This window comes from Glycomyces arizonensis DSM 44726 (genome assembly GCF_000482705.1).
GTDB lineage: Bacteria > Actinomycetota > Actinomycetes > Mycobacteriales > Micromonosporaceae > Glycomyces > Glycomyces arizonensis.
Window position 1 is genome coordinate 137,767 of sequence record NZ_AXWO01000008.1, and the last position, 13,787, is coordinate 151,553.

Here is a 13,787-nt window from a genome sequence, read left to right on the forward strand (position 1 = left end):
CAGCAGGGCGCGGCGGCGCGTCCGGCGACGGGTGCCCTCGCGCGCCGCGGCCCAAACCCGGGCGGCGCGGCGCTCAGGCGGCGGCGACTCCGGTTTGGAGCAGCAGCGCCACGTCGATGAGGGCCACCAGGATCACGGCGCGGAACGCCGCCCGCGAGCCGGGCCTGCGGCCGAGGATCGCGCCGACGGCGAGGACGGCGGCCGCGAGCGGCACGGCGGCCAGGCCCGTCGCGACGGGCGGGCCGGGCGGCGCGAACGCCAGCAGCGCCGAGGCGCCCAGCACGAGGACGGCGGCGATCGCCAGGCTCGCGGGCGGTCCGAGGCGGTGCGGCAGGCCGCGGACGCCGGTCGCGGCGTCGTCGGCGAGGTCGGGCAGCACGTTGACGAAGTGCGCCGCGCAGCCCAGGCACGCGGCGGCGGCCATGAGCCACACCGGCGGCAGGGGCGACCCGGGCAGTCCCGAGGCGACGAACGCGGGCAGGAGCGCGAAGGACACCGCGTACGGCAGCACCGACACCGCGGTGGCCTTGACGCCGAGGTCGTAGGCCCACGCCGAGGCGAGGGCGGCGGTGTGCGCGCCGGTGGCGGCCAGGCCGGAGGGCAGGGACAGGAGCACGGCGATCGGGGCGGCGACGAGGACGCCGAGGCGCACGGCCGAGGGTCCGACCTCCCCGGCGGCCAGGGGCTTGCCGACGCGCCCGGCGAGGGCGTCGCGCCTCGCGTCGAGCAGGTCGTTGAGCCATCCGACGGACAGCTGGCCCGCCAGGACGGCGGCGACCGCGACCAGCGAGGCGCCGACCGGCCGGTCCGTGCCGAGGGCGAGCCCGGCGGCGATCGCCGTGACGGCCAGCGCGGGGAGCGGGTGGCAGGCGCGGGCGAGCGCCCACGTCACCGCCAAAGCCCGATTCACGGCCGCCAGTGTGCCATCCTGGGCGCATGCGTGGTGCCACGGCTCGCTCGAGACGACCGGCGCGGGGCGACCTCGCGCTCTACGACGAGCACGCCGACCAGTGGTGGGATCCGCGCGGGCCGTTCGTGATGCTGCACTGGCTCGCCGCGGCCCGGGGGCGGCTCGTGCCTCCGGCCGTCCGGCCGGGATCGGTCCTGGTGGACCTCGGCTGCGGGGCCGGGCTGCTCGCCCCGCACATCGCGGGCAAGGGCTACCGCCATATCGGCGTGGACCGCTCGCTGCCGTCGCTGCGCCTGGCGGCCGAGCACGGCGTCGACGGTGTGCTCGCCGACGTCCTCGCCGTGCCGATGGAGGACGGCTCGGCCGACGTGGTCGTGGCGGGCGAGATCCTCGAGCACGTCCCCGACCTGCGGGGCGCGGTGGCGGAGGCGTGCCGCCTGCTCCGCCCGGGCGGCGCCCTGGTGATCGACACGCTCGCGGACACCGTGCTGTGCCGGTTGATCGCCATCGGCCTGGCGGAGGGCGTGCTGCATCTGGCGCCCAAGGGCGTCCACGACCCGGCGCTGCTGGTGGACCGGGCGGTGCTGGTGGAGGAGTGCGACCGGCACGGCGTGGCTCTGGCGCTGCGGGGTGTGCGGCCGTCGATGGCCGACCTGGCGGCCTGGTCGGTGCGGCGCAGGCCCACCGTCCGCATGGTGCCCGCCCCGACCACGTCGGTGCTGTTCCAGGGCTACGGGCGCAAGCGGGCCTGAGCGGTGCCGTATATGAGCATTGCCCTGAACGGGCCGCCGACGGCGGTTAGCGTGAGGTCGTTGAGGCATCGCAGACTCGAAGGGGAACCGCCATGACACTCGCCGAACAAATGCTCGACACCTATCCGGCCGATCTGGGCGGCGTCGACCGCCGGAAGCTGGCCGCGTGCATCACCGAGTGCTACGCCTGCGCGCAGGCGTGCACGGCGTGCGCCGACGCGTGCCTGAGCGAGGACGACGTCGCCTCGCTGACCAAGTGCATCCGCGCCGACCTCGACTGCGCGGACATCTGCTTCGCCACCGGGCAGATGCTCTCGCGCCACACCGGATACGACGCCAACCTCACCCGCGCGATGCTCGAGGCGTGTGCGATGGCGTGCAAGTCGTGCGGCGACATCTGCGCCGAGCACGACCACATGACGCACTGCGCGAAGTGCGCCATGGAGTGCCGCAACTGCGAGCGCGCCTGCCGCGAGCTGCTCGACAGCCTCGGCTGACGGGGGTGCCGGGCCGCGGGCCGCCGGGAACGTCGCCCGGCGGCCCGCTTCGGTGTGCACCGTGCCTTCTCAGCCGCGACGCGGGACGGCCTCCTCGCGGGCCGGTGCGGCGTCGCGGGACGCGCGCCAGAGGAAGTGACCCGCGACGAGGACGAGCCCGGCCGCGGGCGCCCAGAACACGGCCCCGGTCGCGGGCCACGCGAGGGACGGCGCCGTGGCCGCCGCGATGCCCAGCCAGGTGCCCGCCGACTCGGCGCCGCCGCGGACGGCCCCGGCGACCCCGTAGGCGGCCACGCCGGAGAGACGGCCCTTGACCTCGGCGACCTCGGCGTCGTAGGCGGGCCCGAAGACCAGTTCGGCGAGCGTGAAGACCGCCATCGCCGCGTAGGCGACCGCCAGCGGGGCGTGCCCGGTGAAGCCGAAGAGGACCACCGAGAGCGACACCGCCGCGTGGGCGCCGGGGAGCACGGTCAGCGCGGCGAGGCGCGGGCGGGCGCGGCGCCAGCGTTCGAGCCAGGCGGTCAGCGGCGTCTGGAGGACGATCACCATCGCGGAGTTGAGGACGAACAGGTACGAGACGGCCTCGGTCCCGACCGTGTCGGCGGTGAACGTCGGGAGCACGTTGAACACCTGGGCGTAGGCGATCCAGGTGATCGCGGTGAAGCCCAGGAAGACGGCGAACGGCAGCGGCCCGCCTCGGGCGGGTTCGTCGGTGCCGCCCCCGGCGGGGGCCTCGTCGACGGGCGGCACGAGCCTGAGCGCCGCCGCGGCGGCCCCGTACAGGAGGACGCCGGTCCACATGAGCAGCTGGGGGGACTCGGCGGCGATGTATCCCCCGGCGGCGATGCCCGCGGCCGATCCGGCGTTGACGGCCAGGTTGAGCTTCGAGAAGGCCCACAGCCGCTGCTCGGGCGTGTAGGCGACGATCACGAGCGCCTTGAGCGCGGCCGTGGCGGAGGAGAACGACAGGCCGAGCAGGGAGGCGAGCAGCGCCCAGACCGCGAGGCGGTCGCCCGGGTAGAGCGCCATCGCGCACACCGTGGCGGTGGCCGTGAGGTAGGCGAGGACGACCGACCGCTTGAGGCCCAGGCGGTCGAGGAACCTGGCCGCGACCATGCCTCCGGCGCGTCCGAAGAGAAGGCACAGCGCCACGACGGTCGCGGCCGCGGTGCCGGAGAGGCCGCGGGCGTCGATCAGCCACAGCGCCAGGAAGGGCACGAGGAGGAAGAAGGCGGCGGCGCTGCATCCACGCACGGCGAGGAAGGCGAGTTCGGCTCGTTTGGTCGACACTCAGGCCCCCGCCTCGGCGCCGTGCCGGGAGGCGTTGCTCATTCCAGGTCCACCCGCACCTGGTCGAGCGCGTGCGCGGCGTTGTCGAGGGCCTCTTGCGGGTCGCGTCCGATGGCGACGACGCCGAGGGGCCGGTCCATCGAGTGCCGCGGTCGGCGCAGCCGGCGGCCCGCTTCGAGCTCGGACTCGACGAAGTTCACCCCGGGCATGTGCCTGGCGAGGTCGAGGCCCGCGACGCGGGCGACGCGCCCCTCGCCGAAGGCCCGGTACTGCGTCGTGGCCCAATAGGACGGCCTGGGTTCGGGCGCGGGGTCATCGCCGGTCGCGGTCGCCACGCTCAGCGAGATGGGGTCGAGTCCGCAGCTCAGCTGGACGAGCTTGGCGATGTGGTCGCCGCCCGCCCGGGTGTGCGTCTCGATCACGCGGGGCCCCTTGGGCGTCAGCTTGATCTCGGTGTGGGTGACGCCGAGGCGCACGCCGATCAGGTCGAGGAAGTCCGCGGTGAAGGCGCCGAGCTCTTCGGCCTCGTCCGGGTTCAGGCGGCCGGGGAACAGGTGGCCCGATTCGACCACGGTGCCGGGGAAGAGGAACTTCTCGGTGACGCCGAGGATCCGGTGCTCCCCGGCGGCGCTGAGGGCCTCGACGGAGTATTCGGGGCCGTCGAGGTGCTCCTCGGCCAGCAGCGGGAAGGGCAGGTCCGCGGTGTCGTCGGCGGCGGTGAGGGTCCGCACGCCCGCCGATCCGGCGCCGTCGCGGGGCTTGGCGACGACGGTGCCGCAGGCGGCGATCATGTCGTCGACGTCGGCGGGGCCGTGCGCGATCCGGTGGGCGACGGCGAACCGGTCGTCGTTGGCCAGCAGCGTGCGCATCGTTCCCTTGTCGATGGTGGAGTGGACGACGCCGTCGGGGTTGCCGGGCAGGCCGAGGCGCCGCGCGACCTCGTCGGCCAGCAGCAGCGTCGCCTCGCTGTGGGTGAGGACGCCCGCCGTGCGCTCGCGCAGTCCCGCCTCGGACAGGGCGGCGATCACGCCGTCGGCCTCGGGTTCGCCCGCGATCACCAGGGCGCTGGTCTCGCTCGCGTGGGCGGGGGCCTCGCCGGGGTAGGCCGCGACGACCTCGAAGCCGCGGGCGCGGATGCGGTCGATGATGTGGGGCTTGGGGTTGCAGGCGAGGACGAACCGCGTCTCGCCGCCGGTGACAGTGCCGGTGACGGTGCCGGTGCCGCTCATTCGCCGCCGACCTCGACTCGGTAGGCGCCGTAGATCTCCTTGGTGAGGCGCTCGACCTCGGCCTGGCCGTCGGCGCGCGCGAACACGAGCATGGCGGCGCTCGCGGAGTTCTGGCGGTCGGGGACCGCGTCGCCGACCTTGTAGTTCACGGCGACGTCGACGACGCCCTCGATCCGGCGCAGTTCGGCCTCGTCGGTCATAGCGGTGATCCGCCCGGCGGGCACGGTGAGGTACCAGTGCGCGATGGTGCCCGGCGCGTCGTCGGGGGTCTCCTCGACGGCGGGGGCGCGGCCCAGCGAGGTGTCGAGGCAGGCCTGCCAGACGTCGACGCCGGTCTGGAGCGCCAACGCCCGGGGGATGCCGCCTCCGGCGGGGCGGCAGGCGATCTCGCTGGCGAGCAGGCCGCCTGCGGTGGCGAAGAACTCCATGTGGGTCACGCCGGAGCGCAGCCCGGTGGCCTCGACGGCGCGGCGGTGCAGTTCGCGTATGCGCCGGGCCGTCTCATCGCCGTCGGGGAGGATCCGCGTGCCGAAGTGCTCGCCGTGGTCGAGGACCGGGACGAAGTACTCGGAGGCCTTGGCGAAGCGGACCTCGCCGTCGTCGACGATGCCGTCGCAGTGGTACTCGGTCTGGATGTCGACGAGGGACTCGACGACGAGCGGGCATGTCAGGCCGCGGAAGGCGTCGGAGGCCGGGCTCTGGGCGAACGCGCGGACCTCCTCGGGGGTGTCGAAGCGGAAGACGTCGATCGAGCCGCCGCCGACGGCGCGCTTGACGATGACGGGCCAGCCGGTCGCCTCGGCGGCCCGCTCGATCTGGTCGATCCCGGCGGCCATGGCGAACGCGGCCTGCGGGAGTCCGGCCTCGCGCAGCCGCAGCTTCATGACGTACTTGTTGGTCAGGGCGTTGGCCTCGGCGAAGCCGATGCCGGGGATGCCGAAGCAGTCGCGCAGGAACGCGGCCTGGGCCTGGCCCAGCTCGAACGGCATGAAGATCCGGTCGACGGGGCCCTGCCGCAGCAGCGCGAGGGCCTCGGCGCGCAGGCATTCGACGTCCTGGACGTCGCGGACCAGGCGGACGTCGACGCCGGGCCCGTACTGCTGGAGGTGGCCCGGTTCGGTGATGACCGTGAGCGAGTCCGCTTCGAGCGAGCGCAGGACGTGCTCGGGGAGGCGGTTCTTCTTGACGTGGATCAGCAGGATGTGCATCTCAGGCTCCTCGGTTGCGCGGCGCGGCGTCGGCCTCGGTCTCCTCGCGCCACAGGCCGAGGGCGGTCTGGGCGGCGCGGTCGCTGTAGGAGAAGACGACGGCGCTGCCGTCGTCGACGTCGTGGGAGTAGGGGGCCCAGGAGGGGATGACGACGACGTCGCGCGGCTTCCAGCCGATCGTCTGCCCGCCGACGGTCGTGGTGCCCGAGCCTTCGAGGGGGACGAGCACGGTGGCGTCGGTGGACCGGTACGTCCCGGCGCTGGGCCCTTCGGGGAGGATGCTGAGGAAGGCGCTCATGGTCGTCAGGATCGGCCCGCCGGTCGCGGGGTCGATGTACTCGGCCTCCCAGCCGCGCACGGGGTGCGGGTCGGTCTGGGCGGCGAACTGCTCGAGCCGCTTGAGCGTCTCGACGTAGGGGTAGGCGGTCAGGGGGTTGGCCTCGGGCCGCCGGTCGGTCGGGCGCAGACCGGCGGCCCACAGCCCGGCCCGCCCGTCGGGTTCGGACGGCTGGGAGGCGGCCGGGAGGTTCTCGAGGAACGAGGCGTCGTAGAAGGAGACGGTGGGGATGTCGAGCGCGTCGAGCCAGACGGTGTCCTCGGCGGCGTCGCCGTCGTTGCCGTGGTCGTGCCACGACCAGGGCGGGGTGACCACGACGTCGCCGACGCCCATGGCGGTCTTGTCGCCGTTGACGGTGCTGTAGGAGCTCTCGCCTTCGAGGATGAGGCGCAGCGCGGACTGGGTGTGCCGGTGGGCGGGGGCGACCTCGCCGGGGCGCAGGAGCTGGAGTCCGGCGTAGAGGCTGCGGGTGATGGAGGAGGTGCCGGGCAGGGCGGGGTTCTCGAGGATGAGGACGCGCCGCTCGGCCTGCTCGACGCTGATGACCTCGCCCGCGAGCATGAGGCTTTCGCGCGCCTCGGCGTAGCGCCAGATGTGGGCGCCCGCCTGCCCGGCGGGCCGGGGCCGGACGAGGTCCCCGAAGCGGTCCCAGAGGGGGACGAGGCCGTCGCCGGCGATGGACTTCGAGTAGCGTTCGAGGCGGTCGTCGCTCATGTGTTGCCTCCCAAGGGCGTGTAGAGCCAGTTCAGGTGTTCGAGCAGTCGGTCCTCGGTCAGGTCGAGGAGCATGGCGTCGCGGCGTCCGGCGGCCGTCCCGCCGGGGTGGTAGACCTCGGCGGCCATCCAGCGCGAGAGGCGCTGGACGCGCGCGGTCCGCTCCCGCCTCGCCGCGGCGTAGTCGCCGAGCGCGGTCTCGGGGTCGTCGTGGGCGGCGAGGCGGTCGGCGAGGACGGCGGCGTCCTCTATGGCCATGCAGGCGCCCTGGGCGGCGTACTGGAGCATGGGGTGGGCGGCGTCGCCGAGGAGTGCGATCCGGCCCTTCACCCATGTGTCGACCGGTTCGCGGTCGCGCAGCGTCCAGCGGCGCCAGCCGGTGCCCGCTTCGAGGAACGCCCGGGCGCGGTCGCCGACGCGGTCGAACAGGTGCCGCACCGGCTCGTCGTCGACCGCCTCGCCGCGCGCCTCGCCGGTGGAGCCGTCGTGGACGGTGATGACGGCGTTGTAGACCTCGCGGTCCCTGAGCGGGTAGTGGACGAGGTGGCAGCCCGGTCCGGCCCACAGCACGGCTCCGTCGACGCGGCAGTGCTCGGGCATCAGCTCGGACCGGATGAGGCAGCGGAACGTGGCGTGTCCCGAGGGGATCGGGTCGCCGTCGCCGACGAGGTCCCGGCGGAACCGGGAGTGGAGCCCGTCGGCGGCGATCAGGCACCGGCCGCGCCAGCCGCGGCCGTCGGCCGTCACCGCCTCGACGTGGTCGGCGTGCTCCTCCCAGGAGGTGACCTCGGCGGAGGGGACCAGCTCGATGAGGTCCGATTCCAGGCACGCCTCGTGGAGCGAGCGGAGCAGGTCGCCGCGGTGGATGACGCCGTATCCGGCGCCGAACCGGTCGAGGAAGCGGCCGTGCAGGTCGAGGCGGACGAGGCTTCCTCCCTCGACGGCGTCGCGGATCTCCAGGAACGCCACGGGGATCAGGCGCTCGCGCACCCGCTCCCCCGCGCCGAGCCGGTCGAGGACGGCGAGGGCGTTGGGGCCCAGCTGTATCCCGGCGCCGATTTCGAGGAAGTCGCGGTCGCGTTCGAGCACGACCGAGCGGATGCCCTTGCGGGCCATGCCGATGGCCGCGGCGAGGCCGCCGATGCCGCCGCCCGCCACGAGCACGGGTGAGATCGTCACGCCGCCACCCCCCGCTTGAGCAGGATCGGGGCGAGCCGTTCGAGCGCGCGCCGCGTCGTGGCGAGGTCGTGGACCATCGCGATCCGCACGTGCCCCTGTCCCGGCTGGAAGCCGTCGTACGCCTCGGGGCCGAGGTAGCGGCCGGGCATGACGCGCAGTCCGGCGCGCTCCCAGCATTCGACGGCGGTCGCCTCGTCGTCGTCGACCATGGGCCACAGGAACATGCCCGCCTGCGGGGATCGGTGGCCGGGCAGGCCGCCGAGGATCTCGTCGGCGGCGTCGAAGAGCGCCCGGTAGGAGTCGCGGATCCGCTCGACGTGGTCCTCGTCGCGGAGCAGGTCGGCGGCGGCGGCCATGTTGGGGCAGCCCACGGTCCCGGCGGCGTAGGCGCGCAGGCCGATCAGGCCGCGCACGAGGCCGCGGTCCCCGGCGGCGAAGCCGACGCGCAGGCCGGGGGCCGAGGAGCGCTTCGACAGGGAGTTGATCGCCAGCACGTGCGAGTACGGGTCGCCGCCGCTCCCGGCCCGATCGCGGGCGAGGTCGGCGCAGACGCGGAGCACGCCGTACGGCGCCTCGGCCCGGTAGATCTCGCTGTAGCACTCGTCGACCGCGAGGATGAAGCCGTGGCGCCGGGCCAGGGCCACGGCTCGGGCGAGGTACCGCCGGTCGGCCACGGCGCCTTCGGGGTTGGAGGGCGCGCAGACGGTGAGCAGGGCGACCTCGTCGCCGCGTCGCTCCACTTCGTCCAGGTCCGGCAGGTGGCCGGTGCGCTCGGTCGACGGCAGGAAGACCGGTTCGAGGCCGGTGAGGAGCGCGGCCGCGCGGTAGGGCGCGTAGTGCGGGGTGGGCATGAGCGCGAGGCGGCCGCGGTCGCGGGCGGCGAGCAGGCCGAGCTGGAAGAGGACTTCGCGGGCCCCCGAGCTCGGCATGACGGCTTCGGGCGCGATCGGCGGGTCGAGGCGGAACCGGCGGCCCAGCCAGTCCGCGGCCGCCGCGCGGAAGTCGGCGGTCCCCTCGTTGCGCGGGTAGGAGCCGAGGCTCGCCCCGTGCTCGGCGAGGCGCGCGGGCAGCCAGTCCGGCGGCGGGACGCGGGGTTCGCCGATGGTCAGGTCGATCGTCTCGCCCGGCGGCGGTTCGATGCCCTCAAGGAGGGCGGCCACGCGCGGGAAGGGGTGGGCGCCCAGCTGGGCGATCGCCGGGTTCACCAGGTCGGCGGCGTTCGTTCCGGTCACGGCCGCACCGCCTTTCCGCCCACGACGGCCTCGATCTCGACCAGGAGGTCGCTGCGGCAGATGTCGACGTTGAAGACCGCCAGGGACGCTTCGGTGCCGAAGACCTCTTCGCAGAAGGCCCGGACGTACGGCACGTGGTGGGCGTGGCGGACGTAGGCCTTGACGGTGGTGGCGTCCTTGAGGTCCTTGGCGCCCCCGTAGCAGCTGTCGATGAGCTCGGCGATGTTCTCGGCGGTGGTGGCGCACTGCTTCTCGATGTCGCCGTCGTGCACCGTCTCGTGGCCGAGGATGCTGGCGGTGCCGGAGATGTAGAGCGTGCGCTCGGCCCCCGGCCGGGTGGTGATCGCCGAGGCCCGCGCGAAGCTGGGGCTGCGGGGGCCGTACTGCTCGGGGTATTCGTATGCGGGCGTCTGCCTGCGGTTCTCGATGTGGCGCACCTCGATGTCCTTGACGGCCAGGAGGAAGAACGCGATGCCGCTGCCGGTCGAGCCGATGCCCGTGGCGGCCGGCATGGAGCGGCAGAACTCGGGGTTGGCGCTGAAGGCGTCGGCGCGGCCTTTGCAGAAGTCCCGGTAGACCTCGAGGTCGTCGGCGTTCACGGCGTTGATGGTCTCGATGAAGTTCCACACGCGCAGCAGGCGGCGGTACCCGCGCTCTTCGAGCAGGTCGAAGACGGCGCGGTAGCGCCGCTCGACGGACGGGGCGTACACCGTCCGGTGCTCGATGGCGGTGGCGCAGAGGATCGCCTCGCCGGTGCAGGCGTAGAGGACGTCGTCCCGGTCGCCGGTCTCGGGCGGCGAGGTGCCCCGCCAGGATTCGCGGTATCCGGACTCGCCGTGGCGGGCCATGGGGATCGTCATCGCGAGGTGCCCTCCCCCGGCCGGGCCTTCGGCGATCGCGAGCGAGGCGGGAGCGCTGCGGTAGGTGATCTCGGCGAGGGTGAACCCGTCGGCGGCCCGTGGGAGCGGCTCGGGCTGACAGTCCCCTATGCAGGGAGCAAGGGTGGAGCTGATCAAACTGTAAACCTCATTGAAAGTCAAATCGGATGGTGAAAACGGCATGGCTGAATGCAGCGGCCGTCGCGCCATCCGAGTGGCGAACCGCTTTTCATTGAACGATCAAATAATGGTGAGGAAGGGTTGAAGAAAAGCACCTGAGACCGACTTCGTTGTCCGATCGTGATTCCGTCGAGACTCTAGCATGCGGCTTCCATCAGCGCGGACCACGAATGCCGATCATGGCAAGATCATTATTGTTTCACCAGGTAGATATCATTGAGAATGACAAAAATGCGATCTGCGTCTCAAGTTACACGAGCCCCTTCGTTCACAAGTGCATCCCGATTCACAATCGACTGCCGATGCACCGCAATGCCGCCTCCCAACAAATGATCTTCCTTTGGCGAATGCCGCCGAGTTAAGTGCATCACAATGGGTGGAATTGATCTTGCATCTCCTGCTTCCCTGTCTCCGGAGAAACCCTTCTTCGGGAGCAGACCATGCGAAAAACGAATTCCTCTTCCGCCACAGTGAGCACTCGCGGATATAGGCGCGGCTATTCGACTCCGGCCGCGCTCCGCGACGACCTCAAGGCCGCGCACCGGACGAGCCCGTGGCGCAGCGCGCTCGCCGCCGCGGCCGACCAGGCCGCGGTCATCGCGGCATGCGTCCTCGGCGGCCTGCTGCTGATCGGGCGCCCCGCCGTCGGCGCCCCGGTCGCGCTGGTCGCGGCGGTCCTCGTCGGGCGGCAGCTCCGCGCGCTCGAATGCCTCGTCCACGAAGGCTCGCACTTCAACTGGAGCAGGCGGCACCGGCGGCTGAACGACCTGCTCACGATCGCGATCGCGGCGTTCCCGACCGGTGCGCAGCTCTCGGGGTACCGCGAGAGCCACCTGCGGCACCACGGCGCCTTCGGCACCGACGACGACCCCGACCGGCAGCGCTACCGCGAACTCGACCTCGAATCGATCGACCGCACGAGGGCGGGCGCCTTCGCGGGGGCGATGCTCTCCCGGCTGCCCGCCTACCAGCGCACGTGGTGGCGCGACAGCCTCCAGGCCTCACCGGCGATCGCGCTGCTGCCCCTGCTGTGGTGCGCGGCCTTCGTGGCCGCCCCGGCGTGGGCCGCGGGCGGGGCACCGGTCGCGATCGCGGCCGCCGCCGTATGGGCCCTCGGTTTCGCGGTCGCGCTGCCGGTCCTGCGGTTCGTCGCCGAGTCCAGCGAGCACGTCTACACCGGATCCGACACGGTCTTCGACGCGACGATCAGCAACCTCGGTCTCCTGCAACGCGCGCTGATCCATCCGCACAGCGACGGTTACCATACGGTGCATCACATGTGGCCGGGAGTGCCGCATCATCGACTCGCGTGGCTCCACCGGAGGCTCATGGCGGGCGACCCCGAGTACGCCGCCCGGCTGCGGTGGCGCTCGGGAGTGTTCACATCGCCCGCCCGGGGGATGCGCCTGACATGAGCGGCGGACCGACGAAGAAGCTGGAAAGGACCTGCGGATGAACCGCGAATTCACCGTCTCCGATGGTGTCACCGAGGCGTTTCCGCACTTGCGGATCCACCTGATCGCCGTCGAGGGGCTGCGCAACGGCGAGCCGTGGCCGAAGGCGGCCGCGGCCCTGGACGAACTCGAGTCCGATGCCGCGGCGGGCGAGTGGACCGCCCTCGCCGACGACGATCCGCGGATCGCGTCGTGGCACGCGGCCTACCGCTCCTTCGGCACCAACCCGAAGCGGACGCGCCCCAGCGCCGAGGCCCTGCAGCGCCGCCTGGCCAAGAGCGGGCGGCTGCCCCGCATCTCCCCCGCCGTGGACGCCTACAACCTGGCCTCGGTGCGGTTCGGCGTGCCCGCCGGTGCCTTCGACCTGTCGGCGCTGGGCGAGCGGGTCGACATCAGGCACGCCGCCGAGAGCGACGGCTTCACGCCGCTGGGCGAACCGGAGGTCCGGGAGGCCCCGGCGGCGGGCGAGGTCGTCTACGCCCAGGGCGATGAGGTCCTGACCAGGCACTGGAACCACCGCGACGCGGACGCCACGAAGGTGACCCCCGCGACGGTGTCGGCGGTGTTCGTGCTCGACTCGGTGGCCGAGGAGGCGCACGCGGCCGTGGACGCGGCCGCCGACGGCCTCGCGCAGCTGCTGTCGGAGGGATCGACCGTCACCGCCCACCGGGTGATCGACGCGGCCTCCCGCTCGGTCCGCCTCGACGGCGAGGGAGTCTCCGGGCGGTGACGGCCGCCTACCTCACCGGCCTCGCGCTCGGGCTGGCGCTGATCGTGCCGATCGGCGCGCAGAACGTGTTCGTGTTCAACCAGGGCGTCACGCTGGGCATGCCGCGAGCGCTGTGGGCCGTGCTCGGCGCGGGCTGCTGCGACACGCTGCTGATCGTGCTCGGCGCGACGGGGACCTCGGCCCTGCTGCACTCGGTGCCGGGACTGCGCCCGACGATGCTCATCGCGGGCTCGCTCTTCCTGGCCTACCTGGGGATCAGATCGCTGCGCGCGAAACCCGCCGACATCGACGACGAGACCGGCGTCCGGTCGCGCGGCCGGGTGCTGCGCCGGACCGCGGCCGTGTCGCTGCTCAACCCGCACGCCATCCTGGACACGGTCGGGGTGCTCGGGGCGGCCATCACCGCGCAGGCGGTGGGCACGCGCGCGGTCTTCGCGGCCGGGGCGGTGTCCGCCTCCTGGCTGTGGTTCCTGCTGCTGGCGGGGGCGGCGGTGGGCATGCGGCGCTTCCTCACCAAGGAGCGCCGCGTCTGGTTCGACCGGGCCTCCGGCGCGATACTGCTGGTCTTCTCGGCGTGGCTCGCCGTCGAATTCGTGCTCGCCTTGGGGTGAGCGTTCGGGAACGGGCGCTGCCCCGGCCAGAGCGGCCGGGGCGCTGGGGCCGCGCGCCCGTGGGCGCGCGGCGCGGTCGGTCAGGTCCTGGCTCTGGCGCGTCCTCCGCTGAGCACCAGGCCGAGGATGATCATGCCGACGCCCAGGACCAGGTGCAGCCAGTCGTCGGCGTCGTTGAGCGGCACGAAGTTCGCGTCCGAGTGGCGGTCGACGATCAGGCCGTAGATCCACAGCAGCAGGTAGATCACGCCACCGCCGATGAGGAACGCCCGTGCTCCGGCCGCCGAGCGGGCCATGGCGAGTCCGACGATCCCGTACAGCAGGTGGACGATGTTGTGCAGGACCGAGACGGCGAAGACGCCCAGCAGCATGGCGGACGACTCGTGGCCGGCGAACTTCATGGTGTCGTAGTCCGTGGTGATCCCCGGGATGAACCCGAGGATGCCCACGAGCAGGAACACCAGCGAGATGATCACCGTGACCAGCTGTATCGGCGTTCGCGTCGCGGACTGGGCCGTGGGTTTGACGTCAGACATTCCTCGCTCCCTTCTGCGAGATGCGGTCATCCCCGGTGTACCCGGCCGTAT

General features: G+C 72.9%; 14 protein-coding genes. 5 read left to right on the forward strand and 9 right to left on the reverse strand.

What is annotated here, in order from left to right; all coding sequences use genetic code 11:
• Positions 1-73 precede the first annotated feature (73 nt).
• Positions 74-910, reverse strand: coding sequence for a UbiA family prenyltransferase (locus H613_RS0109950; RefSeq protein ID WP_026923673.1), 837 nt, complete (start codon positions 908-910; stop codon positions 74-76).
• Between the two features lie 26 nt (positions 911-936).
• Here H613_RS0109950 and H613_RS0109955 point away from each other — a divergent pair, with 26 nt between their 5' ends.
• Positions 937-1,662 carry a methyltransferase domain-containing protein gene (locus H613_RS0109955; protein WP_026923674.1) on the forward strand — a complete coding sequence of 242 codons (726 nt, stop codon included), beginning with the start codon at positions 937-939 and terminating at the stop codon, positions 1,660-1,662.
• A 92-nt stretch (positions 1,663-1,754) separates the two neighbouring features.
• Positions 1,755-2,159 (forward strand): four-helix bundle copper-binding protein, encoded by a 405-nt coding sequence (locus H613_RS0109960; protein WP_026923675.1) that lies wholly within the window; start codon positions 1,755-1,757, stop codon positions 2,157-2,159.
• A gap of 69 nt (positions 2,160-2,228) precedes the next feature.
• Here H613_RS0109960 and H613_RS0109965 read toward each other — a convergent pair whose 3' ends face one another.
• Genes H613_RS0109965 through H613_RS25715 form a run of 7 tightly spaced genes read right to left on the reverse strand, consistent with a single transcriptional unit; the run spans position 2,229 to position 10,363 of the window.
• Positions 2,229-3,449 carry an MFS transporter gene (locus H613_RS0109965; protein WP_026923676.1) on the reverse strand — a complete coding sequence of 407 codons (1,221 nt, stop codon included), beginning with the start codon at positions 3,447-3,449 and terminating at the stop codon, positions 2,229-2,231.
• Positions 3,450-3,487: 38 nt separating this feature from the next.
• The gene (locus H613_RS29165) at positions 3,488-4,678 is read right to left on the reverse strand and encodes an ATP-grasp domain-containing protein (RefSeq protein ID WP_051393189.1); all 1,191 of its coding nucleotides are present in this window, start codon (positions 4,676-4,678) and stop codon (positions 3,488-3,490) included.
• Positions 4,675-5,886 (reverse strand): ATP-grasp domain-containing protein, encoded by a 1,212-nt coding sequence (locus tag H613_RS25710; protein WP_051393190.1) that lies wholly within the window; start codon positions 5,884-5,886, stop codon positions 4,675-4,677. The genes H613_RS29165 and H613_RS25710 overlap by 4 nt, the downstream gene beginning before the upstream one ends.
• A 1-nt stretch (position 5,887) precedes the next feature.
• Positions 5,888-6,937 carry a cupin domain-containing protein gene (locus H613_RS0109980; RefSeq protein ID WP_026923677.1) on the reverse strand — a complete coding sequence of 350 codons (1,050 nt, stop codon included), beginning with the start codon at positions 6,935-6,937 and terminating at the stop codon, positions 5,888-5,890.
• Positions 6,934-8,115, reverse strand: a complete 1,182-nt coding sequence (locus H613_RS0109985; RefSeq protein ID WP_026923678.1) for an FAD-dependent monooxygenase — start codon at positions 8,113-8,115, stop codon at positions 6,934-6,936. The genes H613_RS0109980 and H613_RS0109985 overlap by 4 nt, the downstream gene beginning before the upstream one ends.
• Positions 8,112-9,347, reverse strand: a complete 1,236-nt coding sequence (locus H613_RS0109990) for an aminotransferase class I/II-fold pyridoxal phosphate-dependent enzyme (protein WP_026923679.1) — start codon at positions 9,345-9,347, stop codon at positions 8,112-8,114. Before H613_RS0109990 ends, H613_RS0109985 begins: the two co-directional genes overlap by 4 nt.
• The gene (locus H613_RS25715) at positions 9,344-10,363 is read right to left on the reverse strand and encodes an FkbO/Hyg5 family chorismatase (RefSeq protein ID WP_051393191.1); all 1,020 of its coding nucleotides are present in this window, start codon (positions 10,361-10,363) and stop codon (positions 9,344-9,346) included. The genes H613_RS0109990 and H613_RS25715 overlap by 4 nt, the downstream gene beginning before the upstream one ends.
• Before the next feature lie 482 nt (positions 10,364-10,845).
• Here H613_RS25715 and H613_RS25720 point away from each other — a divergent pair, with 482 nt between their 5' ends.
• Genes H613_RS25720 through H613_RS0110010 form a run of 3 tightly spaced genes read left to right on the forward strand, consistent with a single transcriptional unit; the run spans position 10,846 to position 13,200 of the window.
• On the forward strand, positions 10,846-11,820 hold the full coding sequence (locus H613_RS25720) for a fatty acid desaturase family protein (RefSeq protein WP_084546506.1): 975 nt from the start codon (positions 10,846-10,848) through the stop codon (positions 11,818-11,820).
• A 37-nt stretch (positions 11,821-11,857) separates the two neighbouring features.
• On the forward strand, positions 11,858-12,589 hold the full coding sequence (locus H613_RS25725; protein ID WP_051393193.1) for a B3/B4 domain-containing protein: 732 nt from the start codon (positions 11,858-11,860) through the stop codon (positions 12,587-12,589).
• Positions 12,586-13,200, forward strand: a complete 615-nt coding sequence (locus H613_RS0110010) for a LysE/ArgO family amino acid transporter (RefSeq protein ID WP_051393194.1) — start codon at positions 12,586-12,588, stop codon at positions 13,198-13,200. The genes H613_RS25725 and H613_RS0110010 overlap by 4 nt, the downstream gene beginning before the upstream one ends.
• Positions 13,201-13,280: 80 nt before the next feature.
• Here H613_RS0110010 and H613_RS0110015 read toward each other — a convergent pair whose 3' ends face one another.
• Complete coding sequence (locus tag H613_RS0110015) at positions 13,281-13,736, reverse strand: DUF4383 domain-containing protein (protein ID WP_026923681.1); 456 nt, start codon at positions 13,734-13,736, stop codon at positions 13,281-13,283.
• Between the last annotated feature and the right edge of the window lie 51 nt (positions 13,737-13,787).

Excerpts from the sequence above, each read along its gene's own strand:
- H613_RS25710 (WP_051393190.1), bottom strand. The coding sequence starts at position 5,886 with ATGCACATCCTGCTGATCCACGTCAAGAAGAACCGCCTCCCCGAGCAC.
- H613_RS29165 (WP_051393189.1), bottom strand. The coding sequence starts at position 4,678 with ATGAGCGGCACCGGCACCGTCACCGGCACTGTCACCGGCGGCGAGACG.
- H613_RS0109980 (WP_026923677.1), bottom strand. The coding sequence starts at position 6,937 with ATGAGCGACGACCGCCTCGAACGCTACTCGAAGTCCATCGCCGGCGAC.
- H613_RS25720 (WP_084546506.1), top strand. The coding sequence starts at position 10,846 with ATGCGAAAAACGAATTCCTCTTCCGCCACAGTGAGCACTCGCGGATAT.
- H613_RS0110015 (WP_026923681.1), bottom strand. The coding sequence starts at position 13,736 with ATGTCTGACGTCAAACCCACGGCCCAGTCCGCGACGCGAACGCCGATA.
- H613_RS0109960 (WP_026923675.1), top strand. The coding sequence starts at position 1,755 with ATGACACTCGCCGAACAAATGCTCGACACCTATCCGGCCGATCTGGGC.
- H613_RS25725 (WP_051393193.1), top strand. The coding sequence starts at position 11,858 with ATGAACCGCGAATTCACCGTCTCCGATGGTGTCACCGAGGCGTTTCCG.
- H613_RS0109955 (WP_026923674.1), top strand. The coding sequence starts at position 937 with ATGCGTGGTGCCACGGCTCGCTCGAGACGACCGGCGCGGGGCGACCTC.